The 22,456-nt window shown below is 39.8% G+C and carries 20 protein-coding genes and 1 pseudogene; 6 read left to right on the top strand and 15 right to left on the bottom strand.

Annotated elements, in window-relative coordinates; all coding sequences use genetic code 11:
- The 4 genes and pseudogenes from ACOVO2_RS09445 to ACOVO2_RS09430 all read left to right on the top strand — a co-directional run.
- A pseudogene (locus tag ACOVO2_RS09445) lies at positions 1-314 on the top strand (NAD(P)-dependent oxidoreductase); the annotation flags it as partial.
- Positions 315-332: 18 nt separating this feature from the next.
- A complete protein-coding gene (locus tag ACOVO2_RS09440) occupies positions 333-686 on the top strand; it encodes a DUF2200 domain-containing protein (protein WP_421769726.1) in 354 nt (117 codons plus the stop codon).
- A gap of 415 nt (positions 687-1,101) precedes the next feature.
- On the top strand, positions 1,102-1,830 hold the full coding sequence (locus tag ACOVO2_RS09435; protein WP_421769725.1) for a nitroreductase family protein: 729 nt from the start codon (positions 1,102-1,104) through the stop codon (positions 1,828-1,830).
- A 158-nt stretch (positions 1,831-1,988) separates the two neighbouring features.
- On the top strand, positions 1,989-2,735 hold the full coding sequence (locus tag ACOVO2_RS09430) for an NIPSNAP family protein (RefSeq protein WP_421769724.1): 747 nt from the start codon (positions 1,989-1,991) through the stop codon (positions 2,733-2,735).
- 54 nt (positions 2,736-2,789) lie between these two features.
- On the opposite strand, the gene ACOVO2_RS09425 is transcribed toward ACOVO2_RS09430, so the two are convergent.
- The 10 genes from ACOVO2_RS09425 to panC form a co-directional block, all read right to left on the bottom strand.
- On the bottom strand, positions 2,790-3,653 hold the full coding sequence (locus ACOVO2_RS09425) for a hypothetical protein (protein ID WP_421769723.1): 864 nt from the start codon (positions 3,651-3,653) through the stop codon (positions 2,790-2,792).
- 12 nt (positions 3,654-3,665) lie between these two features.
- Positions 3,666-4,385: a hypothetical protein gene (locus tag ACOVO2_RS09420; RefSeq protein ID WP_421769722.1), complete on the bottom strand. Its 720-nt coding sequence runs from the start codon at positions 4,383-4,385 to the stop codon at positions 3,666-3,668.
- Between the two features lie 3 nt (positions 4,386-4,388).
- The gene (locus tag ACOVO2_RS09415) at positions 4,389-4,793 is read right to left on the bottom strand and encodes a hypothetical protein (protein ID WP_421769721.1); all 405 of its coding nucleotides are present in this window, start codon (positions 4,791-4,793) and stop codon (positions 4,389-4,391) included.
- A gap of 35 nt (positions 4,794-4,828) precedes the next feature.
- A complete protein-coding gene (locus tag ACOVO2_RS09410; RefSeq protein WP_421769720.1) occupies positions 4,829-6,607 on the bottom strand; it encodes a 3-coathanger stack domain-containing protein in 1,779 nt (592 codons plus the stop codon).
- A gap of 6 nt (positions 6,608-6,613) precedes the next feature.
- Positions 6,614-7,939, bottom strand: a complete 1,326-nt coding sequence (locus ACOVO2_RS09405; protein WP_421769719.1) for a hypothetical protein — start codon at positions 7,937-7,939, stop codon at positions 6,614-6,616.
- A gap of 180 nt (positions 7,940-8,119) precedes the next feature.
- A complete protein-coding gene (locus ACOVO2_RS09400) occupies positions 8,120-8,950 on the bottom strand; it encodes a helix-turn-helix domain-containing protein (protein ID WP_421769718.1) in 831 nt (276 codons plus the stop codon).
- A 42-nt stretch (positions 8,951-8,992) separates the two neighbouring features.
- Positions 8,993-9,538, bottom strand: a complete 546-nt coding sequence (locus tag ACOVO2_RS09395; protein ID WP_421769717.1) for a cupin domain-containing protein — start codon at positions 9,536-9,538, stop codon at positions 8,993-8,995.
- A gap of 88 nt (positions 9,539-9,626) precedes the next feature.
- Positions 9,627-10,133, bottom strand: a complete 507-nt coding sequence (locus tag ACOVO2_RS09390; protein ID WP_421769716.1) for an SgcJ/EcaC family oxidoreductase — start codon at positions 10,131-10,133, stop codon at positions 9,627-9,629.
- Positions 10,134-10,211: 78 nt separating this feature from the next.
- Positions 10,212-11,042, bottom strand: a complete 831-nt coding sequence (locus tag ACOVO2_RS09385; protein ID WP_421769715.1) for a helix-turn-helix domain-containing protein — start codon at positions 11,040-11,042, stop codon at positions 10,212-10,214.
- Positions 11,043-11,150: 108 nt separating this feature from the next.
- Complete coding sequence (gene panC / locus ACOVO2_RS09380) at positions 11,151-11,993, bottom strand: pantoate--beta-alanine ligase (RefSeq protein ID WP_421769714.1); 843 nt, start codon at positions 11,991-11,993, stop codon at positions 11,151-11,153.
- Between the two features lie 197 nt (positions 11,994-12,190).
- On the opposite strand from panC, the gene ACOVO2_RS09375 reads away from it, so the two are divergent.
- On the top strand, positions 12,191-13,033 hold the full coding sequence (locus ACOVO2_RS09375) for a UDP-2,3-diacylglucosamine diphosphatase (RefSeq protein ID WP_421769713.1): 843 nt from the start codon (positions 12,191-12,193) through the stop codon (positions 13,031-13,033).
- Positions 13,034-13,082: 49 nt separating this feature from the next.
- Complete coding sequence (locus ACOVO2_RS09370; protein ID WP_421769712.1) at positions 13,083-14,210, top strand: glycosyltransferase family protein; 1,128 nt, start codon at positions 13,083-13,085, stop codon at positions 14,208-14,210.
- Between the two features lie 50 nt (positions 14,211-14,260).
- Here the strand turns inward: ACOVO2_RS09370 and ACOVO2_RS09365 are convergent, their stop codons facing one another.
- From ACOVO2_RS09365 to ACOVO2_RS09345, 5 genes are all read right to left on the bottom strand, one after another.
- A complete protein-coding gene (locus ACOVO2_RS09365) occupies positions 14,261-15,340 on the bottom strand; it encodes a phosphoglyceromutase (RefSeq protein ID WP_421769711.1) in 1,080 nt (359 codons plus the stop codon).
- Positions 15,337-18,114 (bottom strand): alkaline phosphatase family protein, encoded by a 2,778-nt coding sequence (locus ACOVO2_RS09360; protein WP_421769710.1) that lies wholly within the window; start codon positions 18,112-18,114, stop codon positions 15,337-15,339. The genes ACOVO2_RS09365 and ACOVO2_RS09360 overlap by 4 nt, the downstream gene beginning before the upstream one ends.
- An 84-nt stretch (positions 18,115-18,198) precedes the next feature.
- The gene (locus tag ACOVO2_RS09355) at positions 18,199-20,214 is read right to left on the bottom strand and encodes a TonB-dependent receptor plug domain-containing protein (RefSeq protein ID WP_421769709.1); all 2,016 of its coding nucleotides are present in this window, start codon (positions 20,212-20,214) and stop codon (positions 18,199-18,201) included.
- A 32-nt stretch (positions 20,215-20,246) separates the two neighbouring features.
- Positions 20,247-20,807 (bottom strand): phosphonate degradation HD-domain oxygenase, encoded by a 561-nt coding sequence (locus tag ACOVO2_RS09350; RefSeq protein ID WP_421769708.1) that lies wholly within the window; start codon positions 20,805-20,807, stop codon positions 20,247-20,249.
- Between the two features lie 77 nt (positions 20,808-20,884).
- Positions 20,885-22,456 (bottom strand): SusD/RagB family nutrient-binding outer membrane lipoprotein (locus ACOVO2_RS09345; protein WP_421769707.1); only part of this gene is annotated, 1,572 nt, incomplete at its 5' end.

Genomic DNA, 22,456 nt, shown 5'->3' with positions numbered 1-22,456 from the left:
TTTTTCCGCATTATTTCAAAAATCCAGAAGTTCGTCGTCGAAATGCTTTTTGTTACATTGATGCCCGTGATTTGGGACAAATTGTAGATTTATGCCTGCAAAAAGATGGACTTGGCTATCAGGTTTTCAATGCGGGTAATGACCACAACGGAGCAATTATTCCGAGTAAAGAATTGGCCGAAAGATTCTTTCCGAATGTACCAATCACACGTGAATTAGGCGAGCATGAGGCATTGTTTTCTAATCGCAAAATCCGTGAAGTATTGGGTTTTAAAGAACAACACAATTGGCGAAAGTATGTACAATTAGATTAAAACTTAAGCGATTGTATGATGAAAACACATGATGAACGTATCGCCGAAATGACATTTGCTTCGGTGTATCCGCACTATATCGCCAAAGTAGAAAAGAAGGGAAGAACCCAAGAAGAACTACTCCGAGTAATCGAATGGCTGACTGGCTTCGACGAGCAAAAACTGCAAGCCCATGTTGAGGCGAAATCTACTTTTGAAACCTTCTTTCAACAAGCAAATTTACACCCAAACGCCCACTTGATTACTGGGCTGATATGTGGCTATCGGATTGAAGAAATTGAAAATCCATTGACACAAAAAGTTAGGTATCTCGATAAGCTCGTTGATGAATTGGCGAAGGGAAAAAAAATGGAGAAAATTCTAAGAAATTAGTAGTTCAGAAAACCATCACATCTGCATATTTGAAGTACTGAGTAGGCAATCAATAGAATATTCCAGCAAAAACCATTAAACTATTGCTCAAGGAAATACCTTTACTGAGAAAAATCCTTTTCGTAAGTTTAAACAATAGATTAAATAATTGATTTTACGCAGAGCCATCGGCTCGATTCATTTTGTAGCCATCGATTTTAATCGATGGTAATAATTGTCAGGATACATTAAGTTCCATCGGAACGGTTCATTTATTATATGGGGCGTTCTGATGGAAGTCCAAAAAACTATGTACATCGTTTTACCGACGATTTTAATCGACGGCTACAAAATGAGACAATCCTACGGATTTAAAAAAATCATGTAACATCAGTGAATAACTCACGCAAAAATTTAGTAATACATAATCAACAAAATGATGACTTTAGCAGAAATAATCAATTATAGACGCTCCGTACGACACTATAAAAACCTTCCGATTGACTCAGAAAAAGTAAAAAATTGCATTAAACTGGCCACTTTAGCACCAAATAGCTCAAATATGCAGCTTTGGGAATTTTATCATGTAACGAATCCTGAAACACTCAAACAACTCTCAGCAGCTTGTTTAGGCCAAATGGCAGCAACCACTGCCCAGCAAATGGTTGTATTTGTGACAAGGCAAGATTTATACAAGAAAAGAGCAAAAACCATGATGGCGTTAGAAACCCAAAATGTGCTAAAAAATACGCCTAAAGAAAAACAAGAGAAAAGAGTTAAACGCTGGGAAATGTACTATGGTAAAGTAATTCCGTTTTTATATGCACGCTTTTTAGGTATTTTGGGGCTCATTCGAAAACTCATAGTAAACATCGTCGGGCTTTTCAGAGCAATTGTTTATCAAGTATCCGAAAACGATGTGAGGGTTGTTGTGCATAAAACCTGTGCTTTGGCGGCTCAAACGTTTATGTTGGCAATGGCAAATGAGAAATACGATACTTGTCCGATGGAAGGTTTTGATAGTAAAAAAGTAAAAAATATCTTGAATTTACCTTTTGGGGCCGAAATCAATATGGTTATTTCCTGCGGTATTAGAGAAGAACAGGGAGTTTGGGGAGATAGAATGAGGGTTCCTTTTGATGAAGTGTATCAACGAATTGAATAGGCTTCTAATACTTTTCTGACTATCAAGTTTAAATATCATCAGTGTTTTTCAACAGATACTAATGATATTCTAAAATAAAAAAAATCAACAAAAACCATCAAGCTATTGTTCTAAGAAATACCTTTGTTAAGTAAAATTCAACCCTTCAATTAAAAACAATGAAAAAACTACTTCTATTGGTTGCTCTGATGAGCATCGGTAATTTGGTATTTGCACAAAAGCAAGATAATCGCTATTTTGAAATGCGTATATACTATTGCGAGCCAGGCCGTTTACCTAATTTATTGACTCGTTTCAGAGACCATACTACCAAAATTTTCGAAAAACACGGCATGACAAATATCGGATATTGGGTGCCTGTGCAAAACGATAAAAACGCTTTGTATTATGTATTGGCTTACCCAAGCAAAGAAGCCCGTGATGCTTCATGGAAGGCTTTCGGTGCCGACCCAGAATGGAAAAAAGTAAGCGAAGAATCGCAAAGAGATGGTAAGATTGTGGCAAAAGTGGAATCAATCTTTATGAATGCGACCGATTTTTCACCAAAAATCAAAGGAAAAGTGAAGAATCCAGAGCGTATGTTTGAGCTAAGAATCTATACTGGTACGCCAAATAACATTGATAATGTATTGGCTCGTTTCAGGAACCATACGACCAAACTTTTCAAAAAACACGGCATGGAAAACGTGGCTTACTGGAAAAGTATTGAAAAAGAAGGCACGCAAGCAAGATTGGTTTATATCTTGGCCCATAAAAGCGAAGCAGCAGGAAAAGCTTCGTTTGATGCTTTCAGAAAAGATGAGAAATGGATAAAAGTACGTGACGAGTCGGAGAAAAACGGCAAAATTGTAGAAAAAGTCGAGTCGATTTACATGACGCCAACTGATTTCTCAACGATACGATAAGATTTTGTTTGAAAGAAAAGTGCCATTTAGTTTGAGAGCTAAATGGTAATTTTTTTATTTTCCTGCTTGATAAATACTGTATAAAAATGCTTTGCTGATACGTGAAGCCGCACTTTCACAGAGATGTCCTTGCCCTTCGGGAGCGTCAATTCCTTGGTTTTTGCTCGGGCATCGGGCAGTTGAGCGGTATTTATCGCAGATTGTCCAAACGCTGCCCAATTTACAGCTTCCATTATCAGATTCTACTTCTTGCAAATCAAAAATACTGTCTTGTGTCTTGAAAGTGTCTTTCATCCAAGTTGCCATTTTCATTTTGGCGGCATTACCATCATCTTTCGTGACAATATAAATTAATGGTGGCGTGATATGCACAAAACGTAAACCCGAAACTTGGCTACGGAGGTCATCGATGAGTTGTTTGTAGGCGGTTTTTACTTGTTCAAGATTTCCGTCATTTATATCAGCATAACCAAACTTGAAAATAGCAATTTTGATGATTGATTTATGAGCCAAAGTATTTTGTTTGAACTCAGCTATTTTTCCGAGCGGGTTTCCGTTGGAAGTACTAAAAACATTGCCACTTAGACCTTTAGTAGGTTTTTCGTTGAGGTCGAAGTATTCAAACTTGAAGCCATTATTGTTTGCTCCGTCTTCCAAATCTCCACCAACCGACTGGTGCATAAAAATCGTGTTCCATGACTTTATTCGGTCTTTTTCGGTGGTCGAAAGTTTGTCCCAAGCGTCAATTCCTGCAATGCCCGTTACGCCTGCTTCTCCTTTTCCTATGGCTGTATTTCCACCCGAAGTACTGGTGTTTGGGTCGATGTTGTCGTCTGAGTTTTCTTCAGATTTTTCACAGCCTAACATCAAAGTTGCAGTTAAAAACAGCGAAAAAAATAGTTTAAATGTAGTTTTCATGGTAAATATTTGTTAGAAATCGTGGTACTCAATAACAACTCCTCTGAAATAAACTCCTGCCCAATTATTAGAAGTAGAACCAATTTTTATAGTATATAAGTAGTTTTGATTGTCAATTTCTAAACTATTCGGAAATATTACCTCTGTAACTAACTGATTGGTATTGGTTACAGCCGTAGTAAGACTATGAAGAATAGTTTGGTCATTTACATTTAATAAATTACTCTGAATAATGCTAACGTCTAATGATTTGGGGTCGAAATAAGTCGAAAAACTAATTTTCATCGAAGTAAGTTTACTCTTGTGCGGCACTTGTATAGGAGCCACTATAACTCTATCGGGACTATTATTAATGAAGGTAATGTTTCGTCCATCATACTTCAAATAATCATTTCCGTAAGGAATCAATGTATTTTCTGTGTTGTAGGCATAAGCATGCACACTCAGGTGAAAAGCAGCGGCTGGAATACCCAAATATCCAACTTTATAGCCCGTAATCAAATCGCCATTAGCATTGGCATACACCGGATTTGCCACAAACGGATTTCCAGTAGCCAGACCAGCTGCTTTTAGGCTGCTGGCTTCTACCAAACCACTCGCTTTGAAGTTTCCTTTCACGGTGGCCGTGGTTGAGTTTGGCGTTATCGTAACCGAATAAGATTGTGGCATTTGAGCGTTTGAATAAAATGCCATAAAAACCACTGACCAAAATAGGATGATGCTATTTTTCATAAATCAATTAATCTTGACGTAGGTAATCGTATCCCACTCGTTTTTCCAAATCATTTTATTACGCGAAAAAGTGATGGTGTAATCTTTCGAAACTGCAAAATCAGTCGAAGAAAGTTGAATCATTTTATCTTTCAATCGCCATTTGGTTTCACTCCAGATTTTCTCTTGTATTTTCTTGTATTTTTCATCGCAGGCACTTTTCGAGGCATTTAATCTATACTTTCCATCTTCGGTTATTTCGTAGAAAATATCGGCTACACACGGGCGTGAACTGAGCAAGGCTTTATGCGAGTCGAATTTGTGTTCATTCGAATAATAAGATTCGACCTTCCATTTTCCGACTGGATTTTGAGCAAAAGATTCTATCGAACAGATGCTTAGCAACAAAGCAAAAAAGATTTTTTTCATCGTTTTTAGTATATTTATGTACTCATTACCTCTATTTAGTTATTCCCGCAACCTTCTATGTATGCTCTAAAAGTGCTTCCATTATTAGCCCTAAAGCCCGACGAAAGCGTAATTTTTGTACCTGCATCATATTTTATTTGTGTTCCACTTGCATTTACTGCGGTTGAGTTTATGTTGTTAGTGGCTTCCCATTTTTTCAAGGTTCCGGAGGTGTACGTACCTGCCACCGTCAGGGTATTTGGGCAGTTTACAGGACAAACCTTTGCCCAGTTGGTTCCCCACCTGTTGTTGTTGCGTGCATATTCTTGTATGGTCCAAACCGCTCGGTCATCTTCGGGGTCGATGGCAGTTGAGGTATAATCGCCCCAACGGTTTTTCCCATTCGAATCATTTCTTACATAATTTGCTAAGCCGTTTCCGATATTAAAATGCTCAAAATTGACACTTCCGTTTCGTCGATAGGAATAATAAGCACTGGCAAATGTTGTTGTGCTAAATGCAGCATACCCCATAAAGAAGTCTCCGTCGGCATTGATAGCCACACTCGGATACCCGTACATTCCAGCCCCAGAATTATCTAAAAAATAAATCGTTTCGGTGTGCGTAACGGCATAAGGATTCATTCTTACAGCCTGAATCCCGCCATAAGTTGGGTTAGAAACAGGCATAAAAATATTCTGACTACTCCACAAGCTTCCTGCCCGATAAAAAACAGTTTGCACACGGTGGTCGCCCAAATCAATGGGTGTTCCGCCCGACTGAGGTGCATTGATGCCTGCCGCGGCCCAGTCGCTACCTACAGTTATCCAATTATCTTCGGTAAAACTTGGCGAATTGGCTGCTCCTGCAATCTTGAATAATCGTAAATCGTTGTCATTAAAATCATTGTTTGTTACACACCAGAGTTCTTCGATGTTGTTGTCGTAGGTTGTGGCAGGAACAATGGTAAAATAATCGTTTCTGTCCCAAAAATTATACGTCAATGCTGCTCCGGCATATAGCTCTGATTTTCGAAAAACGAAAGTTCGGGCATTTGTAAAGCCCCCCGACATCAAAGGAAAGCCAAACATATTTCCACTGACGGCGACCCATTTTTTATTAAATCCCAATGATGGATAATCAAACCATTCATCGTCATTTCCATCGGCATCAATCTGATACACCCACCAATTGGCGGTAGGGTCGGAAGTCTGCGAAATAGCCAATAATACCGATGAGGCCCCCGAACGTCTTTCGGCTACTGTAACAAATATAAACCGATGATTATAAGGATCGTAGGTTATTTTTGGGTCGAAAACATCGGCTATCGTAGGAAGGTAAGCTCGCCAAAATGCCAATAAAGAAACCGTTGAAATGGTATCTCCAGTCTTGCTCTGAATACGCACTTGCGTATTGAGGGTTGTCATGAGATGATTGAACCCAACCGCCCCATTGACATCGGGCGGAATAGAAGATACATTATCATTTAAGGCCGTGAAATTTCGGCACGGAAAAGCTTCGTTAATCGAACGACCTTGCGATAAGGATGCTACAGGATTTAGTTCTGTTATTTTTCCGATTGGCTTTGAAAGCTCATTTCTGGGGCCATTTTTCAATCTTTTTGAGCTAAGAGGCGGATTTTTTACGCCATTTTTTTCGGCTTCGATTTTCTTACTTTTCAGATTCGGATTCAGCGAATCATACTTCACAATTGCTTTCCACGAAGCATTAATGGCCTTTATTGGTTGCTCATTCTGATTGTTTTGGGCAAAAATTGGTAAATGAAATACCAATACGCTCATCAGACCAAAGATTATTTTTGATGCTTTTTTCATGACTATTTAGTTTTTGGCTTTCAACGTATCAACTTCTTTCTTCAACTGAATGATATACAGAGCTAATTCTTCTATTTTCTCCATCATCGCTTTATTGGTTTTAGCCACGTTTAGGCCGTTATTTTCTATATCAGAAGCCTTCGGAATATTAGGTAAATGTTTGTTTTCTTTGATAAAAACTTCCATTTCGTCAATGCTGCGTAGTTGGTATTTTTCATCAAAGACATAATCAGCCCAAGTACTCTCAACTACTATTTCCTTAGCTCTCACACTGCCGTTTACTGCCAATTTATAAAGCCCAGGGTCGGCGGTTCCGATGCCGATATTACCGTTATCACGAATCACCATTCTGATATTATAGTTGGTCGAAAATAGTAAGTGTTTGGCAGGGTCGGCACCACTGATGGGCGGAGTGCCAATCTCAAAACCATAAAGGCTGGCAGGATTGAAAGGATTGCTTGTCCAAGCTCTGAAAAAGCCATATTGAGCATTTGAAGTTCGGTCATGAAATGCCACAATGCTATTTGTGCCATCAACTTTTACTAATTGTTCGCCCGTTGCGTAGAGGTGAAGTTTGTATTCGGGCATAAAATTTGTGCCGATTCCAACGTTTCCACCGAACGGATTCAACACGAGCTTGTTTGGCGAATAACCCAGTAAATTTGAAGCGAAACTCTGTATTTTGTTAGCATCGAGTCTCATGATAGCGTCATCGCCCGTTGTATTATCGAGCAACAAACTTCCACCTAAATAATCACTAAAAAGATTGCTATAAGTCAATGCGGGAGCGGCCATTCGGGCATCGCCATTGACATCTAATTTTGAATAAGGAATATTTGTGCCAATACCAACGCTACCAAGTCCTTCTGAGTCATTGAGTAAGACATGTGAGCCAGCATTTCCTCCTCTGATATACGTGTTTTCTAAACCACTTGCGGGATAATTGAAATGAGAAGTGTGTACACCGCCAGTAATTGCCAATGAACCATTGGGGCCTGTACCCACCACGGCAAGTTTGGCCGTTGGAGAGGCAACACCAATACCGACATTGCCCGCATTGGTGTTTTCAAGATTTACTCCGTTTTCTACCCAACCCGCACCCGAGCCGCCACCAGTTGTGAGGCTTATCCATGATGTGCCGTTCCAGTATTTCATCACATCTAAATCTTTATCAAACACTACCGTGCCTTTAGGTTGGTTAGTGAGGGCATCAATAAATACCGTAGTAAATTGCGGAACAGAAATCCCTTGATTGGGTTTAATTTCTGTACTTTGGGCGAAGACTTGGAGCGTCATCACAAGCATCAATGCGGATACTATTATCTTTTTCATGGTATAAAAAATTATGATTTATGCGTTCAGAATTTGTGTTTTGAATAGGCAAAGGCAAAAGTTTTCCCAACCGACTACATTATTAATAATCGGGGTTTGGTCAAAATTAGTAGTAAAACAGGGCTTAAAAAGCAAAAAGGGGCAGACTACACGAATTGGGGTAAACAACAAAAGCAAGCATCAGACTTCTACGATTCCGAACTTACGCTCGGGCGATTGGGTATCTTGCATATAAAAATTGGCGGGGGTCATGCCCGTAAATTCTTTATAATCTCGCACTAAATGTTGGTAATCGTAATAGCCACAATCGAGAGCGATACTGAGCCAATCTTTATTCGGGAAGGCATTTTTCATTCTAAAAACCTTATCGAATCTGATGATACGAGCAAAATATTTTGGGTTGATACCGATGCGTTCGTTGAAATTTCGTTCAAATTGTTTGGCACTCAAGCAAGCTTCTTTTGCCAACCAATCGAGCGAATAACTATTGACATTTTGAAGCATAGCGATTCCCACTTTATCAATCGGGCGAATTTCGTAGGCTGATTTCTTGACCAAACCCAACAAAAACGCTTCTACGACAGGAATCATCTTTGGGTAATCTTCGATACTGCTCAGACGTTCGTTCAGAGCCTTTGCTTCATTGCCCAAAACCGCTTCTGCATCAAAATACTGATTATTCAAATCTATCGTCGGAATGCCAGTCAGACGATACAGTCCACCAGGTTGAAAAACAACTTGCACCATCAGAAACTCCTTACCAACGTGCCGGTGGCTCACCACACTTTGCTGCCCAATGAGTGCCGAACGCACAGGGTTTATCGTTCGGCCATCGTCATAGCTTACCTTCTCGGAGTCTCTTGGGTAAAAACTCAGAGTAACTTCTGGCCGAGGCGGATAGGCTTTGGCAGGCGGCAAGGTACTATCGGTAAATGACAAGTGCATAAACCGATACATGCGTACGTGCTGCTGCAAAGCTAAACTGGGTTGTAAATCATAAAAAAATGGCATAGCTCTATGATTTTTTAGTCAATTTACCAAATTTAGCTTCAATTACAAAGTAATCGGTGGGCCAACTACTTTCATACCATGTGCCTGATGAATTTGCTGAATCAATTCGGGCGTTGGTGGGCCTTGCAACTCATTCATTTTCTTGAAAAACTCTTCCATCTGCCCCGATGGTTGTAGAAAATAAACCAGTTTTCCTTTGTCGCTTAGCTGCAACCATGTGTGCGGCACTGCTCTTGGTAAGAAAATCGTATCCCCTGCTTTCAAAGTCATTCGCTCGGTATCGAGTTGAAACAAATATTCGCCTTCTACCACATAAAAAATCTCATCTTGGTCGAAATGTACGTGAAGTGGAGGGCCAATTTTCTCAAAACCAACATATTCCAAAACCGTTAGTTGTCTGTCAGTATCTTTCGATGAAATCTTAACATCGTTGGGGTTTACTCCTCGGTACTTAATTGGCTGGTCGAATCGGTCTTTACCTGCATTGACTTTAAAGCCTTTTTGGTTGCGAAAAGTCGATAATTTACCTGTTGTGGCAATCACTGGCATCGAAGCCAAAGTAGCCTGAATGAAGTTTCTTCGTTGCATCGTTTTTTGATTTATTAGGTTCGATAAATATTTCGATACAAAGTTTCACTATCAGCGGCATATTTTAGTGGTAAAAAATCGACATTCTTTAATCTTGCTTCGGCATTTTATTTACTGGGTTACTCCGCTGGGCTTGCTCTACCACAACCACGTTTTCTACGGCCGTCAAGAGCCATTTTTCTGCTTTTTTTACAAAAACCAACAGTTTTAAATTATCAGCTTCTGGATATAAAGTGCCCGATGGCGAACTATAAGCCCCAACTCGCTGCAACAAATGCACCACCATCACATCCTTCGTAACAGCCCTAAAATGTACACTTTTCTTAGTCAGTGTCACATTCTTAAACATTCCTTCATGAAAAACTTGGTGAGCGTATTGAATCTCACGGCGGTTTTTCCACCACATACCTACTACATTTACCCAATCACAATCTTCGGTGGCGTAGTTGGCAATATCATCGTAATTGTGGTTATTCCAACTCGCAATCAAAGCATCAACCTGCCTCTCAACCGCCATTTCGTCGGGAGTTTTAGTTTGTGCAAAAAGTATGTTTGATAATAAAATCAGGAAACAAAAAGAAACTAATTTTCTCATAATCAATTATTTATGTTTAATTCTTGATTACAAAATTAGCGGTTGGGCAGTTGCTGGAATAGTACAAATACGACAAGTTTAGTAGTAAAGCTGATTATGAAGCGAGAATGGCGTTTCATTAAATTCGTTTTCGATAACCGAAGGAGAAACGCCACAAAAGGCCTTAAAATCTCGAATCAAGTGCATTTGGTCGAAGTAGCCACATTCGTGGGCAATGGTTGTCCATTTGATACTGGGTGTGCTTTCTTTCATCACCCACGCCTTAGCGAAGCGAATTTGGCGAATAAAAAACTTAGGTGAAACCCCTACTCGCTGCAAAAATTGGCGTTCGAGCTGACGATTACTCACACAGGCTTGCGAGGCAATAGCATCAACATTTACAAGGCCGCCATCTTTCAAAATCATCGGCAAAACGCTATCAATGGGCAAACGGCTACGCAGTTTATGGAGTTTTTTCAGTAGAAAAACCTCCACAATTGCCTTCAATTTATCAGGTGATTGTATTTCGGCTAATTGCTCATTGATAAACTGAATTTCTTTATCTAAAATATAAGTGCTATCCAACGATTCATCAACGGGAAATTCATTCATCGAAATTCCGAGCAAACGATAAAGTCCACATGGCTGAAAACCTACTTTCACCGTAAAATTCGAATGGTGCATTTTCAGCTTGATTCTATTAACCTGCGGGCCAACCAAAATACTGCGATTGAGTTTTACCTTTTTATTGGTAGTCAGATATTCGCTTTCGGGAGCTTCAAACGGATAGAAATAAAGACATTGCTCGGGTAATGGCGGAAACGAAAACTCAGGGCGAGGCAAATTTCGGTCTAATTCAAAGCGAAAAACCATGATATTATTCACAAATTCGCTCAGAGCAGGGTGCGGTTTGTAAATTTTATGAAACATAGTTTTCGATGAATTTTATTAGAAATTAAGCTTTAATCCACCCTCCACCTTTATTTTCCAGTTCTTGGCTTCATTTCATAAAATTAGGAAAATCGATAGAACAATCGTTTAAAAAACGATATTATCTATTAAACGGACGCCCCCCAAGAAAGCCGCAACACATAAAGCAGTCTTTGCATCGGCAATTTTCGTTTCAATTGGTAGCAAAGTATCAAAATCAGCAGCCTCGAAATATTCTAATTCAAATTCAGGGTAATTCGCAAAATGCTCATTAACAGCTATTTGCATTTCAATTACACTCGCACCACTTTGTAGTTTTTCTTTAGCCAAATTTAAAGCTTTATATATCTGCGGAGCTAAAGCACGGGCTTCGGGCGACAAACGAGTATTGCGTGACGACATCGCCAAACCATCGGTTTCTCGCAAAGTCGGACACGGGATTATTTCTAAATCAAAGCTTAAATCTTGCACCATTCGTCTGATAACCGCCACTTGCTGCAAATCTTTTAGTCCGAAGTAGGCCTTTTCGGGCTTAACGATATTGAAAAGTTTACTCACCACAATGCCTACACCATTGAAATGGCCAGGACGAAATTTGCCTTCCATAACTGTTTCCAGCGTTCCGAAATCCATTTTTAGTTGTGGCAAACTCGGATACATTTCTTCGGCCGATGGAGCAAAAACAACATCACAACCCGCTGGAAGTAGCATTTCACAGTCACGTTCGAGTGTGCGAGGGTATTTCTTCAAATCTTCAGGATTATTAAACTGCGTAGGATTCACAAAAATACTGCAAACCGCCAAATCGTTTTCGGCTTTTGCTTGCTCAATCAATGAAATGTGGCCCGCGTGTAAGGCACCCATTGTAGGCACAAAACCAATGGTTTTTCCTGCTCTTTGCTGAGCTTTTAGGTATTGTTGTGTTTCTGAGATGGTATTGAGTATCTGCATTTTAAAGGTTTGTTTGTCGGTCAAAATAAGGAAGTGTTACTTTTTTTGCTCAAATATAATCAGATAAAATTAGAAGTTTAATTTTTTGCTATTTCTACGCTCTGACCGAAGTGGAACTTCGCTCCACAAACACAACTTTACATTTTCATAACGTCTTGATAATAGGCAGTTTACATTCTTTGCGGTATTTTGTTAGCATGAAAAAACACAAGCATTTTCGCACAATAGTGCTTTCCGACATACATCTTGGTACGAGTGGCTCTAAGGCTAAAGAAGTAACCGAGTTTCTGAAACAATACCGCTGCCAAAAACTCATCTTAAACGGTGATATAATTGATGGTTGGGCATTGAAAAAATATGGTAACTGGAAGAAAAAACACACCTCATTTTTTAGGGTTGTTCTGAAAATGATGGATAAACACGATACTAAAGTGGTGTATTTGAGAGGGAATCACGATGATTTTCTTGACCAAATCTTGCCTTTGGTTGTTGGTAAACAGTTTCAGATTCGCCGAGATTATATCCTCAACTCAGGTGACAAACGCTTCTACATTACACACGGAGATGTTTTTGATAGCATCACAACAAACATGAAATGGCTGGCTCACTTGGGCGATTTAGGCTACACTTTCTTGCTTTGGCTCAACAAAAACTACAATGCTTACCGAGAATGGCGTGGCTTGCCTTATTATTCGCTTTCGCAGGTGGTGAAGCAAAAGGTAAAAATGGCGGTTAGTTATGTGAACGACTTTGAAGAAAAGCTCGCTGATTTGGCCAAAGCAAAAGGTTGCGATGGCATTATTTGCGGACATATCCACCAACCAGCAATCAGAGAAATAAATGGCATAACTTACCTAAATTCAGGCGATTGGGTAGAAACCATGTCGGCACTCGTTGAGGATTTCGATGGAAAATGGAGCTTGGTTTATTATTCAATCAGCGATGATATTTCTACCTCAAACACTGATTTTGACGATGATGAGGAAGACGAAGACACTATTGAAAAATTCGTTTTACCAAGAATTGCGGCTTCATTATAAAGTCTTCAGTGAGCAGTTTTCAGTAAACAGTAATTAACAAAGTTGGAGCATGAAATATCTTTTTATTATTCAAGGCGAAGGGCGTGGGCACCTGACGCAGGCTATTGCTCTGAGTGAAATATTGAGCAAAAACAATCATCAAGTGGTTGGGGCATTGGTTGGTTCGGCCGATGGGAAAAATATTCCTTCTTTTTTTGCCGAGAAATTTCAGTTTCCAAGTTTCTCATTTGCGAGTCCATGCTTGGTTTACTGCAAGAAAACCAAAAGCCTTGATGTTCGTAAAACCCTTACCAGAAGCATTCTAAAACTAAAAACATATATTTCGAGCCTTCGAAGAATTAACATCATTATTAATCAACTGAACCCTGATGTTATCATAAATTTTTATGATGTTTTGGGCGGAATCCATCAATTTTTGTTTCGTCCTCAATCACCGATGGTTTGCATTGCTCACCAATATTTACTACTCAACCCTGACTTTCAACACCCTAAAAAACATTGGCTTGATAAATTTTTGGTTAATACCAATACACACATTACGGCTTTGGGGGCAGCAAAGAAGCTGGCTCTTTCATTCACACCTTTCAGCAATTACGAACAGCAAGCTATTTACACTATTCCACCACTTTTACGCACCGAAATCACCCAGATTTCACCCACAACCGAAAATTATATTTTGGTGTACATGACCCAACATACTTTGGCAGATGAACTCATCAAGTGGCACGCAAAAAATCCGAAAGTGATGGTGCATTGCTTTTGGGATAAACCACAAAATACAGAAGTGTTTAAATATTCAAGAAACTTGCATTTTCATCGAATAAATGGGCCAAAATTCTTAGAAATGATGCAAAACTGCAAAGGTTTGGTCACTACGGCAGGCTTTGAGTCGGTCTGTGAAGCCATGTATTTGGGTAAACCAACGATGATGATTCCAGTGCCGAAACACTACGAACAAGCCTGCAACGCCCTCGATGCCAAACGTGCAGGTGCAGGTATTACGGGTACTCAGTTCGACTTAACTGCTTTCCTCAACTATATTCCACAACATCGAGATATTAGCACCGATTTTCAGACTTGGCACAGCCGAAGTGCATTTTTATTCTTGCGAGAAATAGAAAATCTTTTTGATGTAAACCATGATATTTCTATTGATTTTAGTCCGAATTTGGCATAAAAAAGGAATGGTTACTGCTCAGTAGCCATTCCTTTCCTTACAAGTTTTCTCTAGTTTTTTACACTGTTAATTTCTCTACCAACGGGCTTTCCATTATCAAATTCATAGCCTAATAATTTCGCTGCCGTCTTAGCAATCTGATTTTGAAATAACTGACCTTCGGTTTTCACTTCGCCCAATGCTGGAGTGTCTGGCCCGATGGCAGCCATCCAAATTTGGTAACAATCCGACACCTTTTGCCCGTGGCTTGTCCACTGCGATTTGATTTTATCGCCTCGTCCGTGGTCGGTTAAAATCAAAAAAGTTGTTTTTCCTTTATATTCGGTCGTTGACTGGCAGTAGCTCCACAAATCTCCGATAAATTTATCAGCTGTATTGGCAGCAAAAAGGTATTCATCATATTTTGCTTCGTGGGCAAATTCATCGGTTTCATCAAATGATAAAAAGAATACTTTAGGCTTATTTTTCTGAATATATTCTTTGGCTAAATAGTACGTGATGAAATCGTGGCGGTCACTGGCGAGACTTGGGTAATTTTTCAAAATCTCGTTGAGCATTTGCTCTTTTTCGGTCAAATTCCCTTGTACTAAATCTTTTCCCGAATTGACAGGAATCCCGCTTCGTTTGTCATTAATAATATACGGAAAAACATCCCAAGTACTGTAAGCCGCTACTTTTCCTTTGAGCTTGGGTTGCTTATTCAGAAACTCCAAAACGGTTATGTTTTTATTATACATCTTATCATTTGAATTGATGCTGTCGTCGGCATAACCACTCAAAATTTCGTTATAACCTGGGTACGAAAACCAATACGGATTCATGACATTTACTTTATTACCGGCCCAACGATTGCCATAAAGTTGGCCTTCTTTGGCTACTGTATCCCACATAAAAGGCATCAGTTTCTTGCGGCTTTCTTCCGCAGTTTTTCCCACAAAGGCATTCTTTATTCTATCCCGATTTCTCACAAATTTATCATCTTTCAAAATCGTTGTATCAACCCCGCCAAACATTTCTTGCCAACGAAAACCGTCGGTTGTGATGATGAAAACATTCTCGGTTTTATTTTGGGCAAAAGCTAAGTTTAACCCTAAAAAAAAGATTAGTATTGATTGGCAGTATTGTTTCATTGCTGATTTTTCTTTTTGGTTTTCTTCGACTTACTCTTCATTTTTTCAACTTTATCATCATCATCTCGGCGTTTTTGCATAGTTTCGGTGCGATCAAGCTCTTCCGAGCTCACAAAAAATTTCCAATCAAATTTTTCATCAATCGGAGTTAAAGCTTTTTGTGGGTCAAAGATTCGTAGGTCAGATTTTACTGCGTTGTAGGGTGAAAAGTCTGGCTTATCTGTAAAAAGATCAGCCATATCAGTTGCCCCGGCATCATACTGATTTAAGTACGGAATACCCAAAATATGCCAGAATGTTTTGAAAATACTACCAAAGCTATAGTGAACCTTGCTCACATAATCCTTTTTAGTATATGGCGAAGCTACCATCAAAATACTTCGATGAGCATCTACGTGGTCAACTCCTCCTTGGGGGTCGTCTTCGGTAATAAAAATTGCCATGTTCTTCCAATAGGGTGTTTTTGAGAGAAACTCAATCGTTCGGCCAACCGCTAAATCATTATCGGCCATGTAACTTGCCTGAAACGGAAAACCGGCGTTCGGACGCTCACTCGTACCATGATCGTTTGGCAACATAAGTGTAATGACCGAAGGCAAATTTCCTTTCGACCAACGCTCATTAAATTCTTTCATGAATAAATCGGCCCTAAACTGGTCGGGAATTGCCATGTTGTAGGTCGGAAAAGTTTTTGAAGATTTATCAATCAATGGAGCCGGAAGTGGATAGTTTACGGTATAAAGTTCGCCGATATATTTCATGGTGCTATCGCTAAATGCACCCGCCATTTCTACCCCAAAACCAAAGTTATAAAAGTCAATTTTGTTTCGGTCGAGATGCTCCCACATACTACCTCCTTCGTTATAATCTTCGGGATAAATTGAGCCTGCCGAACCATAAATCGCCAAATTTCCTGGGGCATGTGAGGTATCTCGTTGCGAGAGTTTTCCGCCATACGAAGCGGCGGTTTCGGTCTCACACCATTCGTTTGGATAGGTATTTACGAGCCAACGATGCCCATCAGCCGATACATCAGAATCACAGAAAAAATTATCACTTATTGCAAAACGCTTCGCCAAAGCGGCATGATTAGGCATCACTCGTGCATCAGGAATGGTTTTGGTAGCTTTTCGATTGATAACTTTTACACCATTGCCAAAACGTGCCAAAGTAGAATCGCCGTCGCCGTTTTTAATTTGCCCAAAAACTTCATCATAAGTACGGTTCTCTTTGGCAATAAACACAATATATTTAATTTCGTCTGATGGTTTTTTATTGGTTGCAGGAATCGGACTTTTACCTTTTCGGGGCTCAATAAACCTAAAATTATTTGCTATAACCGCCTGTGTTTCAGCTTTTAACTGATCATCGGCTGGTATATCAATCACAGAAACCAAGCCTTTCATTAATCCACCAATATAACTCCCCTCTTCGCCCATTTTAAAGTTTTTCCCAGCATTTGGCCCACTTCCAAGCCCTTTGGCATTGGCAACAATGAGTTTCTTTCCATCATTACTTACTTTTAGTTTTGAAGGAAACCATGCCGTTGGAATATGCCCCATTACTTCAAGCTTGGCTACATCAATAACAGCAACCGCATTAATACCCGACTCGGCAACGTAGAGGCGTTTTTGATCGGGTGAGAGCGTAATACCAAAAGGGATAATCCCCCTTAAATTTCCGAGTCGTTTATCAATTGAAAGTGGAATGTTTTTTAGCACCTTCCCTGCTTTTATATCAATCACCGAAATACAATCGTTATTACCATTGCTCACAAAAACGTAGTCGTTGGTTGCAACCACCGAGTTCGGACTGCTACCACCAACCGCAGGAAAATCTTCAATCATTTGACCTACAAGGAAGCCTGTTTTGATTTTAGCGACCCCACCCCGACCCTCCCCAATAGGGAGGGAGTTAGAAACTGGATAAATCCAGACAGAAAAAGATTCGGGAGCATTTGGGTCGCCGAGAGCCGGAATCCCATTGGCGGCATCGCCTTCAAACATTTCTTTTGAGCCGTATTTGGTCGAAGGGAATTTATGAGCTGTTCCTTTGATATTTTTGGGGTCTACATCGGTAAATCGTTTGTATTCAAAAACTCCTACATTGGCCACTACGATATTTGTTTCGTCGGGAGTGAGTGTGATTCCGAAAGGATAACGGCCGGTTGGAATATTCTTAATGACTTTTTCGGTTGCTACATCAATTACCACAATTCGGAAGCCGATTTGATCAACAACATAGATTGTTTTTCCGTCTTTGGTCATTACCATATCCCCCAAATATCCGTGTGTAAAGTCTTTATTATCAGACTTCAACGCACAATTAATTTTTCCTTTGGGCTTACCCGTAACGGCATCATATTTAAAAATCTTGTTTGATTCTCCACCAGAAACATAAACAGTTTGATTATCTGGGCTAATGGCCAAACCCATGAAACATGCTTCCAAAATACCTTCATTGTTTTTGGCTCCTTCGGGTACTTGAATAGTTTCGGGATTGGTCGAAAGTATGTTTTTTATGATAGAAATAGAAAACGGGCGAATACCCGAATTGGCGGTAATAGCCGTATTCCCGTCGGGACTAAGCACCAATCCGTAAGGGTGTGGAGCGGTTGAGATCTGCACGCCACGCGGCGTAAGGATACGCCCATTTGGAATAATGGTTTTACCCAATTTATTGATTTGAGCAGGTGCCGTGCCAGCAGGTGCCTCAATGCTTACTTGAGCTTTCACCGCAAACGAAATTGCGAATAATATAATGAGTTTTTTCATGTATTCGGGTGGAATAATTTTAGTTTCAAAAGCTAAAAATTTGAATAACTATTGGTGATAAAGTCTGAAACTTCGAGCCATTTATCAAATTTCAAGATTTAAAGTGAGCCATAGACTTCTGCCTACACCATTGATTCCTGAGCCATGGGTCCGGTAATCTTTATTAGTGAGATTTTGAGCAGAAATACTGATATTCAAGCACTTATATTCATATCCGCTATAAATATTTAAAATTTGCCAAGCGGCTGTTCCGTTTTTACCAATTCGGTTATCGTCTTTATCTCCTTGTGCGAGGCGGTCTTGCTTGGCCGCGAAAAGCAATTCTGGACGTAAAAAGAATTTTTTCTTGCGATATTCCAGCCCCAAACGCCCATTGAGTGGCGGCATACGTCGCATTGGTTCGTTTTTCGTAATATTCTGTCCGTAAGTGTATGAAACCCCACCATAAGTTTTCAATTCTTTACTAATAAGCCCTTCAAACTCAGCTTCTATGCCTTTGATGGTTGCTTTTTCGATGTTTTCTTTCCGATAAACACTATAATTATCAATGACTTGGTTTGGAACTTTTATACGAGCAATTAAATCTCTTAAATCACTGTAATAGAGAGCGGTTGTTGCAGAGAAGCGGTCGGTTCGGAATTTATAACCCAGCTCATAATTATTCGACTTTTCGGGTTTTAAATCGTTGGTTGGTAATTCATATCTGAAATCAACGATACCCAACGTGCCTAGATCATCAATATTTGGTGTACGAAAACCAGCATTATACGAAGCATAAATGTTTGATTTCGAACCAATCAAATATGCAATCGAAACATTTGGCACCAGTGCCTGTGGCTTTAGGTTTGTCTTACCAATGGTTTCATCAGGAACAACAATTGAAAAACCATTATAACGAAGCCCAGCCGAAAACTGCCATTGATTTTGGATAAATTGATGCAACGAATAAACAGAATAATTCAAGAAAGTTGAATTGTCGGGGTATAAGCCACGTAAAATTTTAGGTGCCGATGATGAAGTAATCGAAGCTGGTCTATCAACTTTTGAACTCCGTACTAAATCGTGATAAATTTCAATACCCGAGTTGGCAGTCCATTTATCCGAAAATGCTGAAAAAATATTGCCTGCGAGTGCTTTTGTATAAACTTTGTCGGTTTCTTGAATAAATCTTACTGAACCATTTTTCTGACTCCCCCTACCCTCGTAAGTCATTTGCACTGAACCCGTTATTGAAACATCACGTACAATTTTCGAATCATTGATTTGATTAAATTTTAAGTAAGAAAGATTACGTCTTTGAGGCTGAAATTCATTGATCGCAAAGTTTTCTAACACAACTTTATGATATACTGGTACATCTTTGGCCTCAAAATACTGGTGTGCCATCGTCAGGATTCCTCTACCAAGTTTTAGTTTAGCTTTTAGATTTCCCATTTGTTCGTCATAACCCGAAGGCGACTGCCGGCCTGTGAGTTTGCCCCCCACCAAATCTCCGAAATTTCGGTAGCCAAAACTTCCCGAAATAGCCAGATTTTCACCGCCATAATTTACTTCTGCACGTGCAGTTTGTTCCATTCCTTGTGTGGCTATTCTTCCGAGTAGATTAGTTTTCCATCTACTGCCAAATACCGGGTCGGCCGTAAATACTTGAATGGTTCCGCCCAAAGCATCAGAGCCGTATTGCACTGAGCCTGCACCTTTTAGTACTTCTATTTTTTCGATCGAAAATGGGTCAATTGTATTGAAATATTGGTTTGGTCCGTAACGAAAAGTACTATTACTCAGGCGGATACCATCAACCAAAAGTAGAGTCTGGTTGCCAGTAAGGCCACGCACAAATGGAGAGCCACCACCATGATTAGTTTTTTGTACAAAAACCCCATTTACACCCATAAGGGCCTCGGGAGTTGTGCGTGAAGCATAAGTTTTGAGGTATTTTTTATTCAAAACCTTGATACTATTCGGGGTTTGAAATTCTTGATTTGCCGAACGATTTGCGGTTATAACTACCTCGTTCAAGAGTTCGGTTTTAGTGCTATCTGATTGCTTATTTTGTGCAAAAAGAATTGTTGGAAGGAATGCTAATAGAAGTGTTTTCATTATCAATTATAAGAGGTGTTAAAAACTTGAAGTTAATTTTTTTTTAAATACCCTTCACAAATACTTATAAAATGTTGTAAATCAGGTAATATCATGGCTTCTACTTTGGCGGCTTCATCCCAGCGTCGCATTTTTATAATCAGTTCAAAATAAGGGTTTTGTTCAAAATTTTCTGCTTCTTTTTTGGTCATTCGGCCACCTTGAAACATTAATGTTTGCTTACTCGCCTCCGAAAGAGCCTCGTAATAATCTTCATCAATATATGTCAGATACCGCTTAGCATTTACGTGATTTTCGACTAAGGTAGCTATTTTTTCGCTGAAGCCTCTTTCGCGGAGCCAATCGGCTGCTACAGATTCATGGTCTTTTCGGCCGTAAGTTTCCATTAATTCTTCTTCGGTTTCAGCAGGAAATAAATGTCCAATATCGTGCAAAAAGGCAGCAATTTGCACCTCTTCGTCGTAGCCTTGTCGTTTGGCCAGCATGGCTGCTTGGGCAGCGTGCTCGTATTGACTGACATTTTCGCCGTAATACTCGCCATCTCCTTGATTTTCAAAGAGTTGACGAATTTCTAAAATTGTATTTTGAATCATTTTTTAAATTTTAAACCAAAGAAAAGCGGAGCTAAAACTAACCCCGCTTTTGAAAGTAAACCTATGATGCTGAATTTTTATTTTAATAACCAAAGCATATCATTGATGTCGTCTTTTCCAGCAAACTGGCTATCAATGGCGGCTTTATAGTTGGTTGCGTTGGTCGTACGCTCCGACAATGGGTATTGCCAACGAACAGCGATACGGTTTGAGTTTCCGTTGCCTACACCTGTGTAGAATCTCGGGAAACCCGTGCGACGCCAGTTGAAATATGCTTCCATGCCTGAGTTCATGAAGAACGCTAAGTATTTTTGGGTAAGAATCTGCTCTTGGCCTTTAGTGGTTTTTCCTGCATATTTTACCGATGCCTGAGCATAGTATTTCTCGAAATCAAAGTCGATTGTAAAAGTAGACAAATCGGCTGCTTCACGGCCACCCGTTCTTGAATAAGTCATGGTGTTTGAGCCATTTTTCACGCCATAGAAATCCATAGATGCTTGGATACCTTTTTTGTACCATGCTTCTGTATCGCCCGTAGCCCAACCTAAATGATAAGCCTCGGCGATATTGAAACACATTTCAGGATAACCTACGATGAATGTAGTTTCTGCAACATAATTTCTGTAATAACGGAAGCGATTTTGGAATGAATAAAGCCCCGGTGCAAAACCAGCACCGTTATTACGGCCTGCTTTATCACTCATGTCGGTCAAATCTTCGGCCGAAGAAGCCCCTACATACGCACTGTAATCTGATGGTTTCTTGCCTGCTTTTAGTTCTGCTCCTGCTGGCTCGCACGTAATCATCACACGTGGGTCGTTCATCAAAGAAAGTGGCTCAACATAAGCTTTTGCCATATTCTGACGAGTAGCATCAAAACCAAAATTATCAGGGTTTGATGGATATTTATTGAAGTTATTGTAAGTATATTGTAAGCTTTCTGATAAACTTCCAAACAACGGAAACTTCGTTGGATTACTCATCATTTCGGAAAAACGACCTTTCACATTTAGTTCAGTATCAGCATCTTTCTTACTTAATGCCACCAAAACTCTTAGTTTATAGGCATTTACGGCTTTTTGCCATTTACGCACATCACCACCGAAATAAAAATCGCCACTCATTGAGTTTTCGCCTTTAGTAATCAAAGCGGCCATGTCGGTATTGGCATCGTCGAGCCATTTCAATACCTGAACAAAAATCGCTTTTTGGGTATCGTATTTAGGAGAAATATTCTCAATTCCTTTCAAGGCTTCGGTCATTGGTAAATCGCCCATGCGGATTGTCATTTCGTAGAAGAAGAACGCACGGAAAAATTTACCTAAAGCACTATATCCGTTCACATCGGCCAAACCCGCACGCTTGGCTTCTTCTTCCATTTTAATTACGTTTTTGAGCGTATTGTAATGGTTTGAGCCTGATGTCCAAGTGTATTCGTTGGTTGCGTAGTAGTTGTAGTTTGAACAATAAAATTGATTCCAACGCATTTCGGCACTGAATGGGCGACCGATGTTATTGAACATATCAGATTCTACGCCTTGCAAAACCAATGATGCTGGCACGCTTACTGCACTATTAGGGTCTTTTTCGAGTTCTTCGAAAGTTTTTTCGCAACTGCTCAAAGTAAGAGCCGCTACTGCGAAAATTGA

This window comes from Emticicia sp., assembly GCF_049241225.1.
Lineage (GTDB): Bacteria > Bacteroidota > Bacteroidia > Cytophagales > Spirosomataceae > Emticicia.
The sequence above is the reverse complement of the archived record's forward strand: the minus strand, read 5'-3'. Positions and strand labels throughout refer to the sequence as shown.